General features: G+C 44.3%; 21 protein-coding genes. 6 read left to right on the top strand and 15 right to left on the bottom strand.

The annotated features are described in order from the left end of the window. Nucleotides 1-53 precede the first annotated feature (53 nt). Nucleotides 54-473 carry a hypothetical protein gene (locus tag C2759_RS04270; RefSeq protein WP_215356423.1) on the top strand — a complete coding sequence of 140 codons (420 nt, stop codon included), beginning with the start codon at nucleotides 54-56 and terminating at the stop codon, nucleotides 471-473. Further along, on the top strand, nucleotides 474-1,442 hold the full coding sequence (locus C2759_RS04265) for a hypothetical protein (protein ID WP_215356422.1): 969 nt from the start codon (nucleotides 474-476) through the stop codon (nucleotides 1,440-1,442). 7 nt (nucleotides 1,443-1,449) lie between these two features. Here the strand turns inward: C2759_RS04265 and C2759_RS04260 are convergent, their stop codons facing one another. The 4 genes from C2759_RS04260 to C2759_RS04245 form a co-directional block, all read right to left on the bottom strand. Beyond that, the gene (locus tag C2759_RS04260; protein ID WP_215356421.1) at nucleotides 1,450-2,466 is read right to left on the bottom strand and encodes an alpha/beta fold hydrolase; all 1,017 of its coding nucleotides are present in this window, start codon (nucleotides 2,464-2,466) and stop codon (nucleotides 1,450-1,452) included. Between the two features lie 158 nt (nucleotides 2,467-2,624). After that, nucleotides 2,625-4,376 carry an alkaline phosphatase gene (locus C2759_RS04255; RefSeq protein ID WP_215356420.1) on the bottom strand — a complete coding sequence of 584 codons (1,752 nt, stop codon included), beginning with the start codon at nucleotides 4,374-4,376 and terminating at the stop codon, nucleotides 2,625-2,627. A gap of 120 nt (nucleotides 4,377-4,496) precedes the next feature. Then, complete coding sequence (locus tag C2759_RS04250; RefSeq protein WP_215356419.1) at nucleotides 4,497-4,994, bottom strand: arsenate reductase ArsC; 498 nt, start codon at nucleotides 4,992-4,994, stop codon at nucleotides 4,497-4,499. Between the two features lie 10 nt (nucleotides 4,995-5,004). After that, the gene (locus C2759_RS04245; protein WP_215356418.1) at nucleotides 5,005-5,187 is read right to left on the bottom strand and encodes a hypothetical protein; all 183 of its coding nucleotides are present in this window, start codon (nucleotides 5,185-5,187) and stop codon (nucleotides 5,005-5,007) included. A 156-nt stretch (nucleotides 5,188-5,343) separates the two neighbouring features. Here C2759_RS04245 and C2759_RS04240 point away from each other — a divergent pair, with 156 nt between their 5' ends. The 3 genes from C2759_RS04240 to C2759_RS04230 all read left to right on the top strand — a co-directional run bounded on the left by C2759_RS04240 (nucleotide 5,344) and on the right by C2759_RS04230 (nucleotide 7,801). Next, nucleotides 5,344-6,174 carry a hypothetical protein gene (locus tag C2759_RS04240; RefSeq protein WP_215356417.1) on the top strand — a complete coding sequence of 277 codons (831 nt, stop codon included), beginning with the start codon at nucleotides 5,344-5,346 and terminating at the stop codon, nucleotides 6,172-6,174. A gap of 207 nt (nucleotides 6,175-6,381) precedes the next feature. Next, complete coding sequence (locus C2759_RS04235; protein WP_251367025.1) at nucleotides 6,382-7,392, top strand: CorA family divalent cation transporter; 1,011 nt, start codon at nucleotides 6,382-6,384, stop codon at nucleotides 7,390-7,392. A 184-nt stretch (nucleotides 7,393-7,576) separates the two neighbouring features. After that, on the top strand, nucleotides 7,577-7,801 hold the full coding sequence (locus tag C2759_RS04230; RefSeq protein ID WP_156156263.1) for a hypothetical protein: 225 nt from the start codon (nucleotides 7,577-7,579) through the stop codon (nucleotides 7,799-7,801). 15 nt (nucleotides 7,802-7,816) lie between these two features. Here the strand turns inward: C2759_RS04230 and phoR are convergent, their stop codons facing one another. The 11 genes from phoR to C2759_RS04175 form a co-directional block, all read right to left on the bottom strand. Then, entirely contained in the window at nucleotides 7,817-9,115 is a 1,299-nt protein-coding gene (gene phoR / locus C2759_RS04225) for a phosphate regulon sensor histidine kinase PhoR (protein WP_215356416.1), read from the bottom strand. A 62-nt stretch (nucleotides 9,116-9,177) separates the two neighbouring features. Then, on the bottom strand, nucleotides 9,178-9,891 hold the full coding sequence (gene phoB / locus C2759_RS04220; protein WP_215356415.1) for a phosphate regulon transcriptional regulator PhoB: 714 nt from the start codon (nucleotides 9,889-9,891) through the stop codon (nucleotides 9,178-9,180). Nucleotides 9,892-9,912: 21 nt separating this feature from the next. Then, the gene (gene phoU, locus C2759_RS04215; RefSeq protein ID WP_215356414.1) at nucleotides 9,913-10,620 is read right to left on the bottom strand and encodes a phosphate signaling complex protein PhoU; all 708 of its coding nucleotides are present in this window, start codon (nucleotides 10,618-10,620) and stop codon (nucleotides 9,913-9,915) included. A 12-nt stretch (nucleotides 10,621-10,632) separates the two neighbouring features. Beyond that, entirely contained in the window at nucleotides 10,633-11,424 is a 792-nt protein-coding gene (pstB, locus tag C2759_RS04210) for a phosphate ABC transporter ATP-binding protein PstB (RefSeq protein WP_251367048.1), read from the bottom strand. A gap of 56 nt (nucleotides 11,425-11,480) precedes the next feature. Next, a complete protein-coding gene (gene pstA, locus C2759_RS04205) occupies nucleotides 11,481-12,347 on the bottom strand; it encodes a phosphate ABC transporter permease PstA (RefSeq protein WP_215356413.1) in 867 nt (288 codons plus the stop codon). After that, a complete protein-coding gene (gene pstC / locus C2759_RS04200) occupies nucleotides 12,344-13,333 on the bottom strand; it encodes a phosphate ABC transporter permease subunit PstC (protein ID WP_046329978.1) in 990 nt (329 codons plus the stop codon). The genes pstA and pstC overlap by 4 nt, the downstream gene beginning before the upstream one ends. Nucleotides 13,334-13,419: 86 nt before the next feature. After that, on the bottom strand, nucleotides 13,420-14,442 hold the full coding sequence (gene pstS, locus C2759_RS04195) for a phosphate ABC transporter substrate-binding protein PstS (RefSeq protein WP_215356412.1): 1,023 nt from the start codon (nucleotides 14,440-14,442) through the stop codon (nucleotides 13,420-13,422). Between the two features lie 117 nt (nucleotides 14,443-14,559). Next, on the bottom strand, nucleotides 14,560-15,900 hold the full coding sequence (gene glmM, locus C2759_RS04190) for a phosphoglucosamine mutase (protein ID WP_215356411.1): 1,341 nt from the start codon (nucleotides 15,898-15,900) through the stop codon (nucleotides 14,560-14,562). A 40-nt stretch (nucleotides 15,901-15,940) separates the two neighbouring features. After that, nucleotides 15,941-16,825: a dihydropteroate synthase gene (folP, locus tag C2759_RS04185; protein WP_371816920.1), complete on the bottom strand. Its 885-nt coding sequence runs from the start codon at nucleotides 16,823-16,825 to the stop codon at nucleotides 15,941-15,943. Beyond that, the gene (gene ftsH / locus C2759_RS04180) at nucleotides 16,818-18,695 is read right to left on the bottom strand and encodes an ATP-dependent zinc metalloprotease FtsH (RefSeq protein WP_215356409.1); all 1,878 of its coding nucleotides are present in this window, start codon (nucleotides 18,693-18,695) and stop codon (nucleotides 16,818-16,820) included. The genes folP and ftsH overlap by 8 nt, the downstream gene beginning before the upstream one ends. A gap of 127 nt (nucleotides 18,696-18,822) precedes the next feature. Next, entirely contained in the window at nucleotides 18,823-19,497 is a 675-nt protein-coding gene (locus C2759_RS04175; RefSeq protein WP_215356408.1) for an RlmE family RNA methyltransferase, read from the bottom strand. Between the two features lie 137 nt (nucleotides 19,498-19,634). Between C2759_RS04175 and C2759_RS04170 the strand changes: the two genes are divergently transcribed. After that, nucleotides 19,635-20,261 carry a YhbY family RNA-binding protein gene (locus C2759_RS04170; protein ID WP_215356407.1) on the top strand — a complete coding sequence of 209 codons (627 nt, stop codon included), beginning with the start codon at nucleotides 19,635-19,637 and terminating at the stop codon, nucleotides 20,259-20,261. Nucleotides 20,262-20,292: the final 31 nt, after the last annotated feature.

Below are 20,292 nucleotides of genomic sequence, written 5' to 3'. Positions count from 1 at the left end.
CGTCATACTTTAAGAGCATGATCAGAGCTTAAATTCACTATAGGAGATATGGGATGCTGTATCAAATTATCCCTCTTGAAATGGGCTCATTAGTCCAAAGATATATCTTTAAAAAACAGAATAAAGAAATTAAATGTGGGACAGTTTGGAAGCTTGGATCCATCACTACCACTATAAAACCGAAGTTCATAAGTCGTTATCAAGCTCAAGTGGGCATCTGTATTGGGGATATACCTGGAGCAGAAATTAGTAAGACTTATGATGGAGAAAAGGTCATCTACTTTTCTGAAACTGTAGATGAAGACGAGCAAGATGAGCTTACAGATATTTTTTATGGCAAATCGAAAAAGTTTTCAGGGGAATACACCCATGTCTTTCAAGATCTAGGATGGAAGGCAATGGGAGAAAATACGTATATCTTTGGTGAGCTAGAAATTAAAGAAATCAATGATGAACCTGAACAATATAAGTAAATGAAATCTTTCAAAACACTTCGCCTCGGTCTTTTTTTTCTTACTGTAACCATAGCGGGTTTTTCAACAGCTGCGATTGGCCAGACTTTTAAGTTCGTTGCCTTGGGTGATATGCCCTACTCGCTACCGCAGGATTTGCGACGCTTTGAAAACTTAATTGCAGAAATTAACCGGCTAAAACCTAGCTTCAGTATTTTTATTGGTGATACTAAATCTGGCTCATCGCTTTGCAGTGATGAGCACAATCAAATCATTAAATCCTATTTTTCAAGCTTTAAGACACCCTTGGTATACAGCCCTGGAGATAATGAATGGACTGACTGCCACCGGGTATTAGCCGGCGCTTACGACCCTTTAGAACGATTGGAAGCGCTGAGGACAGTATTTTTTAGTAGCAATCAAAGCTTAGGTAAAAATACAATCCGCCTCCAAAGGCAGGCAGATCTTGATTCGAGATACTCTAAGTACGTAGAGAACGCCTACTGGATCAAAAATAATTTCCTGTTTGTCAGTATCCATATACCCGGATCCAATAACAATAATGAGGGTACAGAGACAGCCATCAAGGAATATCAAGATAGAAATCAAGCGAACCTAGCATGGATCGATCAAGCATTTAATTTGGCTACCCAAAGAAATTTGAATGGCATCATCTTTGCCTATCAAGCCGATATGTTTTATAAGCCCAGCCAATTGACGAGCAGCGATAGCGGCTATCGCGATACATTAGAGAGCCTCATATCCAAGTCGGAAATTTTTAATAAACCAGTGCTGTTGATTCATGGTGATACTCATCGACTCAAAATTGACCAGCCTCTGCATCGTAAGAATCAAAAAAAGGTACTGGAGAATGTATTACGGCTACAAGTGATGGGAGCCGATCAAGTTCAGGCGGTTGAGGTTCAGGTAAACCCTGCGCAAGAGCAACCCTTTAGCTTTAGACCAATTATTCTCAAAGAAAATAATTAGCGACAGCTTATTTAAGCCTCATCTGTAGTTGGATGAACTCGCAAACCTGGGGTGTAAAAGGAACTGGATGCCCTGCATCCTCGATCTCCAAAGTAATTAACCCAGGTATTGCAGTCTTCGCTGAGCGTACACGTTGGCGCGTACATATCTTTGAGTCGGCACCATAAATAAGCGCCACCTTCCCTTTGTAGCCCTCCATAGCCTCATGAAAGTTCATCCCCCACACATCAGCTTTGTAACTTAAATCAAAGTGACCGGGTAATTGAACATCTGCGAATGCTCTCTCGTCCACCCTCAAATCTTTTGCCAATTGTTTGACCTCTTTAAAACCAACTTCATTTTTCATGGATTTATATAAAGAATAGAGGGCAGTCCAATTCACAGTTAAGGCAATGTCATTCAGAATGATTTCGGAAATTCTTTTTCCTAGTGACTGTGTTAAGTACATCGCTAACACACCACCCATACTTGTCCCCAAAATAGTAAATTGGGGACTCGATGAATGATTAATTAAAAGCATCTTGATGAGGCTTTTGATGTCCGATAAATAGAGAGACATAGTGTAGTTTTGAGACAATGCAATGGACTCAGAATCCCCTCTTCCAGGAAAATCAACGCTGACTACTTTGCAATCTTCAAATCTTAAAAAATGCGCATGCAAAACAGTGAAGGATTCTTTGGTCTCCAATAGACCAGGCAAGCAAAGCAATATTTTTTCTGCATTTATATTCCCAGAAATGCTGTAAGCAAGCTTTCTATTGCCACCCTCATCCGCAATATCAAAGTACCGAGTCTCTAGCGGAGCAAGGTCTATCTTTGGCTTGAAAAGTGGATTAGGACTAGTAGGCCCCTCTTTAGGCGGTAGCTCAATGACATCTAAAGGTTTATGAGAGGTATCCTGAGCAAACCCTAACCCATCCATCGTGGTGATTGGGGTGATCTGTTGGATCTCTTGAGTGAACCCCAGGACTTTAGAAACTGTCAGTCTTAAATCTACCAGTGAATCGTATAACTTTCTTTTCATTAAGACCAAGTCCATTCATAACAAGAGATTTCTTGTCAGTATTCATTGTGAACTACAAAGCCATCGAATGACAGCAATCAATTAATAAAGTAAATGCACAGTCAAATAGAGATTCATCTAAGGTGTTCGATCTTAGATGGCATCGTTCAATTTGTTTGCTAACGCTTGGTATAACCCAAACCAAGAGTTTCGACCATGACCTTGAATACCTCAGTGTTGTCCATGAATCCACGGAACTTTTCCGATCCGGGGCCCATGGCATTTAGCACTGCATCATCAGCCGTGTGAACACCCATCTCTTGGTGTAAAGGCAGGTTGCCAGTCATATGAATAGCATCTTCTTGTAGCTGAATATATTTGGGATTGGCAATATACTTTCCGGACCCATCTTTTACTGCTGGCTTAAATGTGCCATCGAGTTTTGGGTGAAGCGTTTCATAGTGGTCGGGGTAGTTTCCGTAAAAGAAGGCCAAACGTTTACTTACATCAATCTGACTTGGATAACCCGCCACATTGGCTTTGGGATAGTTTGGATAGCCAGCCTCTGCATATACGCCAACCTTGTCTCTTAGGGGTCCTGGCTTAGCGTCATTCACAACGCCACTGATCGAGCCGCTATGGGTATGGTCAGGGGTCACAATGATCAAAGTATCTGGGTTTTTCTTTGCAAAATCTTTTGCAATTTGTACAGCATTACTCAACATAATGGTGTCAAAAGCAGCTCGCTCCCAGTCCAGTGGATGGTTAAACTTGTCAATCAAAGCAGCTTCAACCATCAAGAAAAAGCCGTTAGGATTTTTGGATAAGACATTGATGGCTGCTTGCGTCATCTCTGTTAAATCAGGCTGATCAGGATATTGCGCAACCGTATTTTTCTTTAAGAAAAATCGGTCTAAAGACCCATCCATATTATCTGGATGAAATACACCAAACAGCTTTTTAGTTTCCTTAGCATTGCCAGCTGCCAATAACTCTTGTTTGTTTAAGGCGATGGAATATCCTGAAGCTTCAAATTGGGCTACAAGATTTTTATCATCCTTGCGCTTGGACCCTTTAGTAGACTGCGGGTAAAAGTATGCGGAGCCTCCACCTAAAATGACCTCAGCCCCACTAGCAAAGAGTTGATCAGCAATATAGGGCTTATCTGCACGTCTTCTGGTGTGAGCAACCATCGCACCTGGAGTCGCATCTTGTAATTCAGCATCCGAGACAATGCCAACTGACATTTTAGTTTTGCGCTTAATTAATTCAGAAATAGTTTCTACTTTAGGGTGGGATAAGTTATCCGTGGCTCGTGAAACATACACCCCCATGGCATTCACCGCAGTCTTATGACCCGTTGTATAAGCACTCATCGAGTTTGCAGAGTCGGTAATGAGAGAATCAGATCCAGAAGTTCCGATGAGCGCCATATTGGGCATGTCATCAAATGACAGCTTACCCTGATATTTACCCTCATCAATGCCTTTAGATAAAACACGAGCTGAAGTACGATTTGCAATCGTCATTCCATCACCAACAAAAAAGATGACATTCTTTACTTTTCGGGGACCACTTGCATAGACATCCCAGTTCACCTGAATACTCTCCTGACCACTCTTGGCAATGAGCGAGTATTGACCGGGCTTAGTAAGTTGAACATCTCGATAAATCAGAGAGCTTCCTTTTCCTGATTCATTTGAAATAAATACTGGCTGTGACTTGATCTGCGCTTTGAGGGGTGAATTATTAAGCTGAATATCCAAGTCCTCAAATTTGTGCTCTTGATCAAATTCAATCTTGATATCAAATGATGAGCCTGCAAGAATAGAAGCCTTGTTAATGGGATAGATAGCCGCAGCCTCAACCCAAATTGCCTGCAGAAGAAGAATTATAAATAAAATTGGATAGGCAATTTTGATTAAAGGCATACGTCATTTCTTATAGTGTGAGTGAATTTTATGATCGTCACTTTTGATGTCATTATCGTGACACTAAAATATTGATAATACAAATTCCTACAATACGAATAATGCTGAGAGTCGCTTGAGTTAACTACTGTAATGAATGCTATGAAGTTGGTCTTGTATTTGCAGTCTATTCAAAGTTTCAATTGGCAAGTCAATCAGCAACTCAATTCGGTTCCGCAAACCCATCTCTACCCGCTTAAATGCCTGAGATATTTTTTCATCATCGCCAACTTTAGAATCAGCTGGATTAGGGAATCCCCAGTGGGCTGTTGAGGGATGCCCCGGCCAAATCGGGCACTCCTCAGCGATGGCAGTGTCACACAAGGTAATAATAAAATCCATCTTGGGAGCGCCTTCGCGACTAAACTCATCCCAACTTTTGCTTCTCAGAAGCTGAATGGGAAATCCCATGGACTTAGCCATCTCAAAAGCAATTTCGTGAACTGTGCCACTAGGCTTGGCGCCTGCAGAATATCCCGTAAAGCGACCGTGACTTAGTGTAGTGGTCAGCGCCTCCGCAATAATCGATCGCGCAGAGTTTTCATTGCAAAGAAAGAGAATGTTGTAATTTTTTTCCATGGCTCAATCGCTAAATAAGTTCATCGAGATTTAAGGCGTACTTTTTATCAACCAGAAATACACTGGTACGGTACTCACTTTTATCATATTTTTCATTGAGAAATTGCTGCTTGATATTGATGCTATCTGGTGCATGCGTATCAAGATTGCGCCGAAATATAGTAGATAGATTAATATCGTCGTTCGTATTCATGGTGTACTTTTGTAAGCATTAAATACTGATATTAAGAAGAAAATATTTCAGATTCATTGCAATTCTAGAGTCTATACACCAAGGGATCAGCTCTTTTTTGACATCGATTTGTCATGTTTTGTAATTAGAATCTGAAGCTTTAGGTATACCAGTTAAATGCGATCGATTGCCGTCCTCTTACTGCTGATTCCGTTCGTATGTCAGGCATTTGAACCACTGAACACAGATGATTCCGGTACAGTACCTAAGGGTTTAAATCAGATTGAGCAGTATTTTTTTACTACTGCCTCACATGGTGGCGGGTCTGCTAATACCGCAGATATTATTACTCCCGGAGAAGAATATTTTGGCGGGCAAGGAGCTAAGGCTTTCCCATTTACCTATATCCGAGGGGTTGCAGAAAACGTAGAGCTATCCTTAGGTAGCACCTACTTTGCAGCCCCAAGGGGCAGCTTCTCGCCGCTATCTAATAAGGTAATCGCCATGAAATGGCGCTTTGCTGAAAATGATCAGTGGGGCCTGGCAGTTAAACCCAGCATCACTCTGCCTGGTTCCCCGCAGCAGCAGGTTGCTGGACTGGACCTCGCGCTGCCAAACTATGGGGTCAATCTGATTGCTTCACGATATTGGGACGTAGTAGAAGTTCACTTCAATGCAATGTATAGCAAGTCCCTTTACAACACAAATTACAGCATTGGTTCGGGTGTTACAGAAAATAGGACCAATATCTGGTTCTTCTCTATGGCACCCGTTTGGAGGGTGGCAGACAAGGTCAGACTGGCACTGGATTTGGGTTTGACGACTAATCCACCCAGCAACGAACAATATCTGAGCAACTACGCCTTAGTTGCGGCTATCATCTCGGCAAGCGATAGTGTGGATATTGGCATCTCTTATATGAGAAGCGCTGCAAATATGGGGATCATTGCAAGTAATTCAGGCATCAATGCCTCTCGCTCAGAGATCGGGTTCACTTGGCGCTTTTAACTACCTAGACGATGTTGAGTATTCCGATTGCGATAGGCCACTCTAATTTCGTGCCAAATAATCAGCGCTTTAACAAAAAATCGCTTCATACAAACCTCCACAGAGTTAATCAAAATCAATTGCTTTCATCCTATCGCCTGAGTATTTCAGACTGATGTCAAACGCTTACAATAAGTAGATATTTTTTACTATCCCGGGAAATTTATTTTGACTTTAATTCCTACTCTTCCCTTCCCCATTAATGGTGTTGTTTTTGCTTGGGCAATGACAACGGATGGCAAGAATTATGAAATTCCCTTATTTGATATTGCAGATGCCTTAAACAATTCAGATTTATCAGTTTGGTTGCATCTCAACCTATCTAACTCTCAAGTACAGCGCTGGCTTAAAAATACCCCCCTCATTCCGGATCGGGTTGTGGAGATGATCGATGAGGGCGTAACTCGTAGTCGCTTAGAGAGGATTGAAAAGTTAGATGACTGCCTATTAATGGTGATGAATGATTTTGAGCAAGAGTTTGGGGATGACCTTAGTAATGGTGAATTAGGCACCCTTTGGGCCATCCTTACCCCACGACTCATGATCTCCTTGAGAAATATCCCGCTGAGAACGACCGATCGCTTACGATCTGATTTGCGGTCCGGCCTACTCAATCCGAACTCCGCAATCGAACTCTTTCATGAGTTGATTGATTTACGCGCAGAATACTTGCGCACGCTCCTCAATAATTTATCCGAAACGATGGATGACTTGGAGGAGCTTCTGCTCAAAGGAAAAGAGCTTCCTGAGCATGAGTTTTTGGGTAGGATTCGAATCCAATGTAGCCGCCTGAGGCGTCAATTTTCTCCCGAACTGATTGCCTTACATCGCCTACAAAAACGTCTTCCTTACTGGTTCTCTGAGGACGATAAGTTCCGCCTAAATGACGACTTAGACTTACTCTCATTCTTGGTGCAAGAGATTTCTAATCTATATGATCGCGCTAAAGTATTGCAGGATGAGCAAGCTGCTCACGTTGCAGAATTTAATGCAAGAAATCTGCAAGTTTTATCTGTGATGACCGTCATTTTCTTACCGATGACACTGCTAACCGGCATTATGGGTATGAATATGGAGGACCTGCCAGGCCTCAAAGAATCTTTTTATTTCGTCATGGTTCTCATGGCAATTGCCGGTGCTACTGTATACACCGTCCTTAGGGTCAGAAAAATCATCTAACACCGATCAGCTAGATTGCTTAAATAGGGGGCTGGAGGCCAGTGCCCTAGTATTAGACGGGGGATATTGCCTGCCAAAACCCCCCCGATCCTGAATAAAAGCGCTTCCAGATGCGAAAAAAGCACTTTTGTCATATTACTTTGATAAAGTTAACTCGTTCTTATTACTCTTTACCCGGATACCCATGAGCGAATATAAATATGAAGATGCTGTAAAACAGCTACAAGAGTCTGGTGCTATTGGCTTACAAGACTTTAAAAATCTATCTTATGAAGACTTAAACGAGCTATTTGAGGAGATCAAGGTTTGGTGTCTGTATGCCAACGGTAAGTTAGACAAGCTACCGAAAGAGTCTAAGAAGAAAAAAGATAAGAAAGACAAGAAGGATAAGAAAGACAAGAAGGACTAAGTAATATACGTGCCTTTATTCTGAAATACGCTCCTTAGGAAATCGAAGAGTAAAGGTACTGCCCTGTCCGGGGGCGCTAGTAATAATGAGTTGGGCTTGATGGCGGTTGGCAATGTGCTTCACAATCGCCAATCCCAAACCAGTGCCTCCAGTATCTCTAGAACGACTTCTATCCACGCGATAAAAGCGCTCAGTCAGCCTTGAAAGATGCTCGGATGCAATGCCCGGCCCCGTGTCGGCAACTGAAAACTCACCTTCCCCACGTTCATTTACGCTCCAACGCACCTTAACTGAAGCAGTTTCTGGTGTGTATCGAATAGCATTAGAAACCAGATTACCAAATGCAGAAAGAATTTCCCGCTCCTCACCCATTAAATTATTTGGATTTGAGATCTCAAAGCTAAGGGCATGATGGCCTTGAGAGAGAGCCTCTGCATCATTCTTTACAAGTGCCATCAGAGTAGTAATACTCATTTCTTGCAATGGGGCGGGCAAGGTGTTGGCCTCTAGGTTGGCCAGAGTCAGTAAGTCTTCCACCAAACTCTTCATTCGCTGAGCCTGAGACATCATCATATCAAAATATTGGCTTTGCTGGGCTCTATCTAGGTCAAGCGATTGCATGGTCTCTAAAAAACCCATCAAAACAGTGATTGGCGTTCTCATTTCATGTGACACGTTAGCCACAAAATCACGTCGCATTGCGTCAGCTTTCTGAAGGTCAGTTACGTCCTGTACAAGCAAGAGATGTCGTTGATCACCGAATGGGAAAATTTGCAACATCAAACTCAGATTAGCGTTTGACCCCATTCTCTCCATAAACAATGGATCCTCAAAGTCCCTCTTATATAAATATTGAATAAATTCTGGGCGTCGTATCAGAAAATTAATCCTCTGGAGCGCATCACGCTTAAAACTCAAGCCAAAGAAACGCTCAGCAATGGCATTACACCACTCAATATGATCTTCGCTATCAAGCATCACAATGCCATTAGGAGAGGCCTGAAAAGCCTCAATGAAACGATGGTGCTGTTTTTCGATAGAGATTATTTGCTGCTTGAGATTGCGAACTAAGCGCTGCAGGCGAAAAAAGATTTCCTCCCAGTAGCCACTTGGCAAAGGCATCGATTCGAGTGAGTCGGATAAGGTAAATTTTCTTAAACGAGCTAAATTGATGTAGGAATAAATCAGGGGGATTGATAGAACGGATACTGCAGCCGCAACCCCCGAAAAGGAGCCTAAATTGGAAGATGCTATGTATGCCGCAAGAAAAGCCAGGCAAATCAGCACAATAAAGCGAGAAATAACAGATAACATACGACAATCTTAGAGCATCTGCTCCATCAGACCTAAAACTCTGGTGTACAGCTCGATTCTAATTAGGTCTGGGTCGGCATCTTGGTAATTCGGTAACCACTGCCACGCACCGTCTCTATATAGCGATCGCAGTCCGTAGGTGATAAGGCCGCCCTTAATCTCTTGATGTGAACGTCTACCGTGCGCTCCTCGATATAGACCTCATTCCCCCAGACTTTGTCGAGTAAATTTGTCCGGGAGTGCACCCTCTCAGGGTTGGACATCAAAAACTGCAATAAGCGGTATTCGGTAGGTCCCAAGGGGATGGATTGAGGCTCTAAATTAGGCCAAACAGCTGTCACACGATGAGAAAGCGGATCCATTCTGAGTGGACCCACAGCCAAAGGTCCAGAGTCTTCTAATGGGGTTTGGCGACGTAGAATCGCCTTGACCCGCGCAACCAACTCTTTAGGTGAGAAAGGCTTAGTTACATAGTCATCTGCACCAGAATCTAAGCCCAGAACCTTATCGGACTCATCGCTCTTAGCCGTCAACATCAGAATAGGTAAAGAGCGAGTACGCTCATTTAAACGTAGCTCTTTGGCAAACTGAACACCTGATTTACCAGGGAGCATCCAGTCCAAGATTAAAAGAGAAGGTAGCTGATCTCGCATCATATTCAGAGCAAGATCAGTCTGAAGCGCCCTTTCAACTTCATAGCCTGCATGAGTCAGATTGATTGCAATCAGCTCAGCAATCGAAGGCTCATCCTCAACAATCAATATTCGGTGAGTCATCTTGGATTCCGCTTTGATGAGTTACGGTTTATTTGCCTCGCGGACCAAATCCTCATGAGGGATGTGACGCACATCAGAGCCTTTGGCAATATAAATAACGAATTCAGCAATGTTCTTTGCATGATCACCAATACGCTCGATCGCCTTAGCAATAGTCAACATATCCAAGGCTGTTGAAATAGTATGGGGATCTTCCATCATGTATGAAATCAGCTTACGAACAAAGCCTCTAAACTCTTCATCAATTTGGCGATCTTCCTGAACTACTTCTGCAGCAGCAATCGTATCTAACCTTGCAAAAGCATCTAAGCTGCGACGCAAGAGAGAAATTGCCATCTGTCCAGATAGACGAATTTCGGCAACATTAATATTATGAGTAGCGCTGGCTTCAATTAAATGTTTTGTTCTCTTAGCAACGCGCTCCGCCTCGTCACCGGCACGCTCTAAATTGGTAATCGCTTTTGAGACAGCCATGACGAGACGAAGATCTCGAGCGGTAGGCTGACGACGAGCAATGAGTTCAGTACAGGCTAAATCAATCTGGATCTCGAGATCATTTACGAGCTTTTCGTTTTGGATGACAACATTGCACGTCTCAATATCCATTTGCGTAAAAGCACGCATCGCTGTGGAAATTTGGGATTCAACGAGACCACCCATTTCTAGCAAACGGCTTGAAAGCCCATTTAAATCGGCATCGAATTGTGACGAAAGGTGCTTATCTTGCATTTATTTCTCCAATTAACCGAAACGGCCGGTAATGTAATCTTCTGTTTCTTTACGCTTAGGCTTAATGAAGATTTCATCAGTCTTACCGAACTCAATTAAGCTTCCTAGGTACATATAGGCAGTGTAATCCGATACACGAGCAGCTTGCTGCATATTATGAGTCACAATCGCAATCGTATACTCATGCTTCAGTTCATTAATTAACTCTTCAATCTTACCCGTAGAGATTGGATCCAAAGCAGAGGTTGGCTCATCTAGCAACATTACGGAAGGCTTAACAGCCACACCACGGGCAATACATAAACGCTGCTGCTGGCCACCGGAAAGAGATAAACCGCTTTGGTTCAGCTTGTCTTTTGCTTCGTTCCACAAAGCAGCCTTATTTAAGGCCCACTCAACACGCTCATCCATTTCAGAGCGGGAAAGCTTTTCGTAAAGACGTACACCAAAAGCAATATTCTCATAAATCGACATTGGAAATGGAGTTGGCTTTTGGAAAACCATACCGATTCTTGAGCGTAGAAGGTTCACATCCTGATCTGTAGTCAAAATGTTCTGGCCATAGAAGTTAATCTCACCCTCGGCACGTTGACCTGGATACAGGCTATACATACGATTCAAGGTTCTAAGCAAAGTAGATTTGCCGCAACCAGAAGGGCCAATAAAGGCGGTTACTTTGCCCTCTTCAATATCCAAGTTTATATTTTGCAAACCTTGAAAGGATCCGTAGAAAAAGTTTAGGTTACGCACTTCGATTGCATTCTTAACCGGAGTTTGTGCGTTTTGGCTTGTCGTTTCTTTCATTACTGCTCCTTGACCATCGATCTTGTTTAAGTCAAACATTGTTTTCATATTACTCATTACCCTTGGACCTTCTCGCGAAATAGTACTCGAGCCAGAATATTAAAGCCCAATACAGCAAAAGTAATTAATAGTGCACCACCCCAAGCAAGCTCTACCCAATTGTCGTATGGGCTCATTGCAAACTGGAAGATGACTACTGGCAAATTGGCCATTGGCGCATTCATATTGGTAGAGAAGAACTGATTATTTAACGCGGTGAATAATAAAGGTGCTGTTTCACCACTCACCCGAGCTAAGGCCAATAAAATACCAGTCATCACACCGCTTTGCGCCGCTCTTAAGGAAATTTTAAAAGCCACTTTCCACTTCGGCGTACCCAAGGCATAAGCAGCCTCACGCAAGCTGCCAGGGACTAGGCGCAACATGTTCTCGGTAGTGCGAACAACTACTGGAACCGCAATCAAAGTCAGAGCAAGCGTACCGGCCCAGCCTGAGAAGTGACGGACTTGGGCAACTACGAGCGCATACACAAATAAACCAATCACAATGGACGGAGCGGATAACATGATGTCAGTAACAAAACGGGTTATCGCAGCTACTCTACTCCTATCCCCATATTCAGAAAGATATAAACCAGCCAGCACACCTATTGGCGTACTGATTAATGTACAACTGGCAACAATCATGAGACTTCCGAGAATCGCATTTGCCAAACCACCACCTTCAGAACCTGGCGCAGGTGTGCTTTGGGTAAATAACGAGATATCGAGAGCAGCAAAGCCCTTAAATAACAACACACTCAAAATCCATAATAAAAAGATCATGCCAATGACCATGGCGCCCATAGACAGGGTTAGTCCAATCTTATTGGTACGCTTACGTTTCGCAAAAAGGGAGGAATCAATATTGGAAAAATTACTCATGTTTTTAAGCCCTGCTTCTTCTCCATATTGTTGAGCATCAATTTAGCCAATGCCAACACAATAAATGTGATGATGAAAAGCGCCAAACCTAAGGCGAATAAGGAAGATAAATGATTACCCGCTTCAGCCTCGCCAAACTCATTAGCGAGTGTGGAAGCGATTGAAGTGCCTGGCGAGAATAAGGATGGAGATAAGCGGTGTGCATTGCCAATAACAAAGGTGACCGCCATGGTTTCACCAAGTGCCCTGCCTAGACCCAACATCACACCACCGATCACACCAGCCTTGGTATAAGGCAGGACTACATTTTTAACCACTTCCCAAGTAGTACAACCGATACCATAGGCAGACTCTTTGAGTACAGGTGGAACAATCTCAAATACATCGCGCATCACAGAAGCAATAAACGGCAAAATCATCATTGCCAAAATCAAGCCGGCACTCAGGATGCCAATGCCGTTGAATGCACCTGAGAATAGAATGCCCAAACCAGGAATCTGACCGAGTGTTCCACCCAAGGCTGGCTGGATATACTCGGCAAATAAGGGTGCAAAAATAAACAAACCAAACATACCGTAAATGATGGAAGGTACAGCTGCTAGCAACTCTACCGCGGTTCCTAAAGGTCGACGGAGAGAGCTTGGACATAATTCAGTGAGGAAAACCGCAATACCAAAGCTCAGAGGAACAGCAATCAATAAAGCAATGATAGACGTGGCTAAGGTGCCATAGATCGCAATTAGACCGCCAAACTGACCCTGGACGACATCCCATTCTTCGCTAAAGAAAAAACCGATGCCGAAGGTGCTCAAAGCGGGCCAAGCGTTCGTGATTAGCGAAATAATAATGCCGAGCAAGGTGATTAAGACAGTCAAAGCAAAGAATTGAGTAATTCCATGAAAAAGGAAATCCTGAATGCGCTGTACCTTAGCAATGCTAAGCGCCTGTGGCGTCGGAGCTGAGTGAGACTGGGTCGATTCAATCATGATTATGCTTATTTAAATATTGAAACAGCCCCACTTTTAATGGGGCTGTTATTCAGTAATGATTAAGAAATCTTAAACATCCAACCTTACTTAGTAACAACCTTAGAAAATACATTCTTACGAATGAAATCCGTTGTTACATCAGGCATTGGAACGTAATCCAACTCTAAAGCCATGTTCTTACCCTCTTTAAATCCGAAGTCAAAGAACTTCATTACTTCAGCAGCATTTGCCTTGTTATCTGGGTTCTTGTACAAGAGGATGAAAGATGCACCAGTGATTGGCCATGACTTAGCACCAGAAGCATTGGTAATAAATGTGCCCATACCAGGGATCTTAGACCAATCAGTTCCAGCAGCAGCAGCAGCAAAGGTTGCATCATCAGGCTGCACATAATTACCATCTTTGTTTTTCAAAGAAATGTGAGCCATTTTGTTTTTCTTGGCGTATGCATACTCAACGTAACCAACAGAATTCTTTACGCGAGAAACGTTTGCAGCAACACCTTCGTTACCTTTGCCACCGACAGATGAAGCAGCTGGCCATTTAACAGAAGCGCCTGCACCAACTGCATCTTTCCAGAGAGTGCTGGCTTTTGCCAAGTAGTCAGTAAAGATCGCTGTTGTACCAGAACCGTCAGCACGGTGAACAACGGTTATTGGACCAGAAGGAATCTTAACGCCTGGGTTCATCAAAGCAATACGCTTGTCACCCCAATCAGAAATCACGCCTTGGAAAATATCGGCCAATGTTGGGCCATCTAACTTGAGTTCGCCTGGCTTGACACCATCCACGTTTATCACTGGCACTACACCACCAATAATGGCTGGAAACTGAACCATGCCATCTTTTTCTAAATCTTCAAACTTCACTGGATTATCAGTTGCACCGAAATCAACAGTCTTTGCTTTAATTTGCTTGATACCACCTGAAGAACCAATAGATTGGTAGTTCAAGTTAGAACCAGTTTTAGCTTTGTAGGCTTCGGCCCATTTAGCATAGATTGGGTATGGGAATGTTGCGCCAGCACCGGTCATGTCGGCTGCAAATGCAACTGGAGCAAAAGAGATCGCGCTAACAACCAACGCTTTTTTCAAAAATGAGTTCATGTGAGTCGTTCCTCAAAGAAATATGCAACATTGCAATGTTTGGACGATACGGTGTCTATATGACTCTTTTATGACAAGTGTTTTAGTTGAAATTAATCCAATTAATTTAACAATTTATTATTTTGGCACCAGATCGGCAATACGCTTAGCTGAATTCATGGCTATGTTGCCGTCCTGAGCCTCTACCATGACCCGCAGGACTGGTTCTGTACCTGAGGCACGGATAAGCACCCTACCCGTACCCTTGAGTTCGCTTTCGACCTGGCTTATCTGGGATTTGAGGGCCTCATCGGACTTCCAATCATAGTCAGGCTTGAATTTGATATTCAGGAGCACTTGGGGGAAGATTTTGACGGAATCTAAGAGTTGGCCCAAACTCTTCTTGGTCTGGCTCATAGCGGCTAGCACCTGCAGTGCGGCAATGGTGCCGTCACCGGTTGAGTGCTGATCTAAGCAGAGGAGATGGCCTGAGCCTTCACCACCAATAATCCAGCCTTTTTGCTTGAGCAACTCCAAGACATAACGATCACCTACATTAGCGCGCTCAAAGCCAATGCCTAAATTCTTAATTGCATTTTCCACAGCAAGGTTTGTCATCAAGGTGCCAACGACTCCACCAATTGCTTGGCCACGATCAATCCGGTCTTTAGCAAGGACGTATAGCAGTTCATCGCCATTAAACAATCGGCCAGAGGCATCTACCATTTGTAAACGATCAGCATCACCATCTAAAGCAATGCCGAGATCTGCTTTGGTTTCTTTAACTTTGGCAATTAATGCTGCAGGGGCTGTAGCGCCAAAGCCATCATTGATATTGCGGCCATCGGGCTGAACACCAATAGAGATTACTTCAGCACCGAGCTCATGAAAAACATGAGGGGCAATATGGTATGCGGCTCCGTGAGCACAATCGACAACCAACTTCTTACCTTTGAGATTGAGCTCGCCAGGGAAAGTCGATTTACAAAATTCAATATAGCGACCAGCAGCATCATCAATACGAAATGCTTTTCCTAATTCTTTTGAGCTGACACAACCCATCGGTTTAGCAAGCTCAGCTTCAATAGCCAATTCAAACTCATCGCTTAACTTACCGCCTTGTGCGGAGAAGAATTTAATACCGTTATCGTGATAAGGATTGTGTGAAGCAGAAATGACGACACCTGCAGATAAGCGCAATGCTTTAGTAAGGTAAGCAACCCCAGGAGTTGGCATTGGACCGCACAACATCACATCAACACCAGCAGCAGCAAAGCCAGCCTCTAAGGCAGCTTCTAATAAATAACCTGAGACACGCGTATCTTTACCAATCAGAATCTTGCAGCGCTCACCAGTCTTTGCTTGGCTACCCAGTACTTTGCCCGCAGCATAACCAAGGCGCGTGATGAACTCCGGAACAATCGGAAATTGCCCTACTTCGCCGCGGATACCATCAGTACCAAAGTATTGTTTTTTCATGGGCTTGATTATAAAACTTGTGGGTATTTGACTGACTAGCTTATTCCTGAATAGCTTCCCAGAGCTTCAAGGAGTCGACTGTCTCTTGAACGTCATGGACACGGATAATTCGAGCTCCCCGATCGGCAGCCAAAATGGCGGCTGCCACACTAGGCGCCACACGATCATTAGTGTCACGACCTGTTAACTTCCCCAACATGGATTTGCGAGACATCCCCGCCAATACCGGATAAGCCAGTTGCGAGAATTGATCAAAATCTGCCAGCATCTTGAGGTTGTGCTCTAGGCTCTTGCCAAAACCAAAACCCGGGTCGATAGCAATTCTATTTTTGGCGACGCCTTGGCTCTCTAGTAATGCTGCACGCTCTTGCAAAAATGCCTTTACTTCAGCAATCACATCCTGATACTCGGGATCAAATTGCATAGTCTGTGGATCACGCTGCATATGCATTAGGACAAGGCCGCACTGCTTATTTGGATTTTGCTGATCGCTCTCGATGATGACCTCTACTGCACCCTCTTGTCGCAATGCCCAAATGTCATTAACGCAATCGACTCCAGCCTGGAGAGCTTGACGCATAGTCTCAGCTTTATAGGTATCAATTGATAAGGCAACGCCACAACCTTTTAATGCCTCAATCACTGGTAAGACGCGATCCAATTCTTCTTGCAAAGAGACGGGTTCAGCACCAGGGCGAGTTGACTCACCGCCAATATCAATGATGTCTGCACCATTAGCAATCATGCGCTCTGCCTGGGCAATAGCATCGCTTGGAGTTCTAAACATACCGCCATCAGAAAAGGAATCTGGTGTTGCATTTAGAATGCCCATCACTAGTGGGCGCTGACGTTTGCTAAAGTCAAAAAGAAAACGCCCGCAACACCATGTTGCGGGCAGAGTTTGCTTGCTCACTTTACTACGCAGTGGCTGGGGCAGCACCGGCAGCAGGACCTGGCGTACCAGCAGAGTTACCAAACTGGGTTGCTGGTGGTGGCTTCGGAGCGCGTGGTGGGCGACCTTCCATGATGTCGGTAATCTGCTCAGCATCAATGGTTTCCCATTCAAGCAATGCAGTCACCATCGCTTCCACCTTGTCACGGTTTTGCTCAAGGATCGATCTTGCCAATGCGTACTGACTATCAACCAATGCACGAATCTCTGCATCCACCTTTTGCTGAGTTAACTCAGAAACTGTCTTCGTGCTGTTGCGCCCAAAAATGCTTTCAGACTCTGTATCCACGTAAACCATAGTACCCAAGCTATCGCTCATACCATAACGAGTCACCATATCACGCGCCATTTTGGTAGCACGCTCGAAGTCATTTGAAGCGCCTGTACTTGAGGAGTTCAAGAAGACCTCTTCAGCAGCACGGCCACCAAACAAAATCGCCAACTCTTCCATCATGCGATCTTTATATAAGTTCACACGATCAAACTCAGGCAGCTGCCAAGTAACACCCAAAGCCATACCGCGCGGCATGATGGTGACCTTATGCACTGGGTCAGCTTTAGGTAACACCTTAGCTACTACCGCATGACCAGACTCGTGATACGCCGTATTACGACGCTCTTCTTCACGCATAACGGCTGATTTACGCTCAGGACCCATATAGATCTTGTCTTTTGCATCCTCAAAGTCTTTCATATCCACAGCGCGCTTATTACGACGGGCCGCAAACAATGCTGACTCATTTACCAAGTTAGCTAGATCGGCGCCTGAGAAACCAGGGGTACCACGTGCCAATACTGCTGCATTGACGTCTGGATCAATTGGAACCTTACGCATATGCACTTGCAGAATTTGCTCGCGGCCACGAATGTCTGGCAAGCCGACGTGCACTTGACGATCGAAACGCCCTGGGCGCAATAAGGCTTTATCCAAAACATCGGAGCGGTTAGTCGCAGCAACTACGATCACGCCGCTATTACTTTCAAAACCATCCATCTCGACAAGCATCTGGTTGAGAGTTTGCTCGCGCTCATCATTACCGCCGCCCATACCGGAGCCACGATGACGACCAACAGCATCGATCTCATCAATAAAGATGATGCAAGGGGAATTCTTCTTGGCGTTTTCAAACATGTCGCGCACACGTGATGCACCGACACCAACAAACATTTCGACAAAGTCTGAACCAGAGATCGCAAAAAACGGCACCTTCGCTTCACCCGCAATTGCGCGAGCCAGCAAAGTCTTACCAGTACCCGGAGGACCTACTAGCAATACACCATGCGGAATGTGGCCACCTAGCTTTTGAAACTTTTGTGGGTCTTTTAAGAAATCCACAATCTCAAAGACTTCTTCTTTTGCTTCATCGCAACCGGCAACATCGGCAAAGGTCACAGTATTACTATTCTCATCAACTAGACGAGCTTTGGATTTTCCGAAAGAGAATGCTCCGCCCTTACCGCCGCCTTGCATCTGACGCATCATGAAGAACCAGAAACCAATAATTAGTAAAGTGGGTCCAAGGTAATACAAAGCAGAGACCAACATATTCGGTTCGTCATCCGCTTTACCAGTAACCTGGACACCAAACTTCATCAAGTCGCCAACCATCCAAATATCTCCAGGGGAAATAATCGAATATTTGTTGCCGTCATTTGGAGTGACCTGCAATGTGCGACCTTGCACATCCACTCGCTTAACTTTGCCTGCCTTGGCATCGTCCATGAATTGAGAATACGTGACCTGATTCTGGTCTTTGGGCTTGTCGAACTGTTTAAAAACAGTAAACAAGACCAAACCCACAATGAGCCACACGCCGATTTTTTGCAACATATTGCTATTCAAAAGGAGACCTTTGCCGGATTAATCCGGGAGTTAAAGCGGATTGCTATACCTAAGTATTTGATTCTACTACTAGGCTTTTTCAATAGCGAAGAGCTAATTTATTTTATAAACCCCTCATTTTGGGGGGTTATTTGGGCGCCTTAAGGTCTCGGCCTAATAAAAAGATTTCCGAGGACTTGGCTCTAGAGGCTTTTGGCTTTCTAGAAGCCACTGTTTTAAAGACCTTTTTAAAGGATTCCACAATCTGACTATAGCCGCTGCCGTTAAAGCACTTAATCAATAGAGCCCCGTCAGACTTCAGGTGCTGGACTGAAAAATCCAAGGCAATCTCGGCCAAAAAGGCCATTCGGGCCGCATCTGCCACCCCCACTCCCGATAAATTGGGGGCCATATCGGACATCACAAAATCGACTTTTCCATCTGCATTCGCCGGTAAAAGCGCTTCTAAGGCCTTTAAACCCTCATCTTCCCGAAAATCCCCCTGAATAAAGGAAACATCGGCAATATCCTCCATCGGCAGAATATCGATCGCAATAATGGTTCCATCTGGCTTACCAGACTCAATATTGGGATTATTTTTACCGAGCTCAGTTAAGCGATTACGAGCGTACTGAGACCAGCTCCCAGGAGCGCTCCCCAGATCCACAATCGTCATACCCGCTTTGATCAGTCGATCCTGCTCATCTATTTCGCTCAACTTATAGACAGCTCGTGCGCGATAACCCTCTTTTTGGGCCATCTTCACGTACGGATCATTGAGATGATCCTGCAACCAACTTTTATTAAATTTATTCTTTGCCACAACTTACCCACTTTCGTCGATCATTTTCCTTGTTTATGCTCTACAAGGCAAAAGGAATCGACTCGAAACATAGTGATACTGACTCAAATACGCCCGAAAACCCTGTTTTATAGCCCTAATGCTCTATCATCAAGCCCATGACAGCACTTACTATTACTCCCGCACAACGTAAATCCCTTAAAGCCGACGCTCATGGTCTCAGCCCAGTCGTCATGATTGGTGGCGATGGCCTTACCCCTGCGGTCATTAAAGAGGCTAAATCAGCTATCTCTCACCACGGCTTGATCAAAGTTCGTGTTTTTGGTGATGATCGTGAAGCCCGTATCGCCATCTATGAAGAGCTCTGCGACAAGCTGGGTGCTGCACCCGTTCATCACATTGGTAAATTACTAGTGGTTTGGAGGCCGATTGATGTTGTCGATGCAGCACTCATCAATTTGAGTCGTTCCAGTAAGCAAACTAAAAAGACATTGCAAGCGCCCCGCACTAAGCGCCAACCAAATCGCGTGGTAGCTAAAGCTGGTGTTCGTACTAGCACTTCCGAGAGATCAGATCGACGCTCAGCAGCTAGCAAATCTCCTTTTGAAAGAGTGGCTGCGGTCAAAAATGCTGCCCCTAAGAAACGGGTTCTACGTGCTGATGCTGCTGAATCTAAAATTGGTTGGTCATCACCGGGTTACCGCAAAGCGGTTGCAGCGCCTGCGCCTATTAAGAAACGCAAGGTACGCATGAGTAGCACTAAGAAGAAATCATTAGGATCTTGATCTCTGGAGCATTAAAAAGTACTGAGTAAAA

Source organism: Polynucleobacter sp. MG-Unter2-18, assembly GCF_018687675.1.
In the GTDB taxonomy this organism is placed as follows: Bacteria; Pseudomonadota; Gammaproteobacteria; order Burkholderiales; family Burkholderiaceae; genus Polynucleobacter.
The sequence above is the reverse complement of the archived record's forward strand: the minus strand, read 5'-3'. Positions and strand labels throughout refer to the sequence as shown.

Coding starts and splice junctions, on each gene's coding strand:
- pstC (WP_046329978.1), bottom strand. CDS start 13,333: ATGATTGAATCGACCCAGTCTCACTCAGCTCCGACGCCACAGGCGCTT.
- phoU (WP_215356414.1), bottom strand. CDS start 10,620: ATGCAAGATAAGCACCTTTCGTCACAATTCGATGCCGATTTAAATGGG.
- phoB (WP_215356415.1), bottom strand. CDS start 9,891: ATGACTCACCGAATATTGATTGTTGAGGATGAGCCTTCGATTGCTGAG.
- C2759_RS04255 (WP_215356420.1), bottom strand. CDS start 4,376: ATGCCTTTAATCAAAATTGCCTATCCAATTTTATTTATAATTCTTCTT.
- C2759_RS04240 (WP_215356417.1), top strand. CDS start 5,344: ATGCGATCGATTGCCGTCCTCTTACTGCTGATTCCGTTCGTATGTCAG.
- phoR (WP_215356416.1), bottom strand. CDS start 9,115: ATGTTATCTGTTATTTCTCGCTTTATTGTGCTGATTTGCCTGGCTTTT.
- C2759_RS04270 (WP_215356423.1), top strand. CDS start 54: ATGCTGTATCAAATTATCCCTCTTGAAATGGGCTCATTAGTCCAAAGA.
- C2759_RS04265 (WP_215356422.1), top strand. CDS start 474: ATGAAATCTTTCAAAACACTTCGCCTCGGTCTTTTTTTTCTTACTGTA.
- C2759_RS04230 (WP_156156263.1), top strand. CDS start 7,577: ATGAGCGAATATAAATATGAAGATGCTGTAAAACAGCTACAAGAGTCT.
- glmM (WP_215356411.1), bottom strand. CDS start 15,900: ATGAAAAAACAATACTTTGGTACTGATGGTATCCGCGGCGAAGTAGGG.
- C2759_RS04170 (WP_215356407.1), top strand. CDS start 19,635: ATGACAGCACTTACTATTACTCCCGCACAACGTAAATCCCTTAAAGCC.
- pstS (WP_215356412.1), bottom strand. CDS start 14,442: ATGAACTCATTTTTGAAAAAAGCGTTGGTTGTTAGCGCGATCTCTTTT.
- C2759_RS04245 (WP_215356418.1), bottom strand. CDS start 5,187: ATGAATACGAACGACGATATTAATCTATCTACTATATTTCGGCGCAAT.
- pstB (WP_251367048.1), bottom strand. CDS start 11,424: ATGAAAGAAACGACAAGCCAAAACGCACAAACTCCGGTTAAGAATGCA.
- pstA (WP_215356413.1), bottom strand. CDS start 12,347: ATGAGTAATTTTTCCAATATTGATTCCTCCCTTTTTGCGAAACGTAAG.
- C2759_RS04250 (WP_215356419.1), bottom strand. CDS start 4,994: ATGGAAAAAAATTACAACATTCTCTTTCTTTGCAATGAAAACTCTGCG.
- C2759_RS04260 (WP_215356421.1), bottom strand. CDS start 2,466: ATGAAAAGAAAGTTATACGATTCACTGGTAGATTTAAGACTGACAGTT.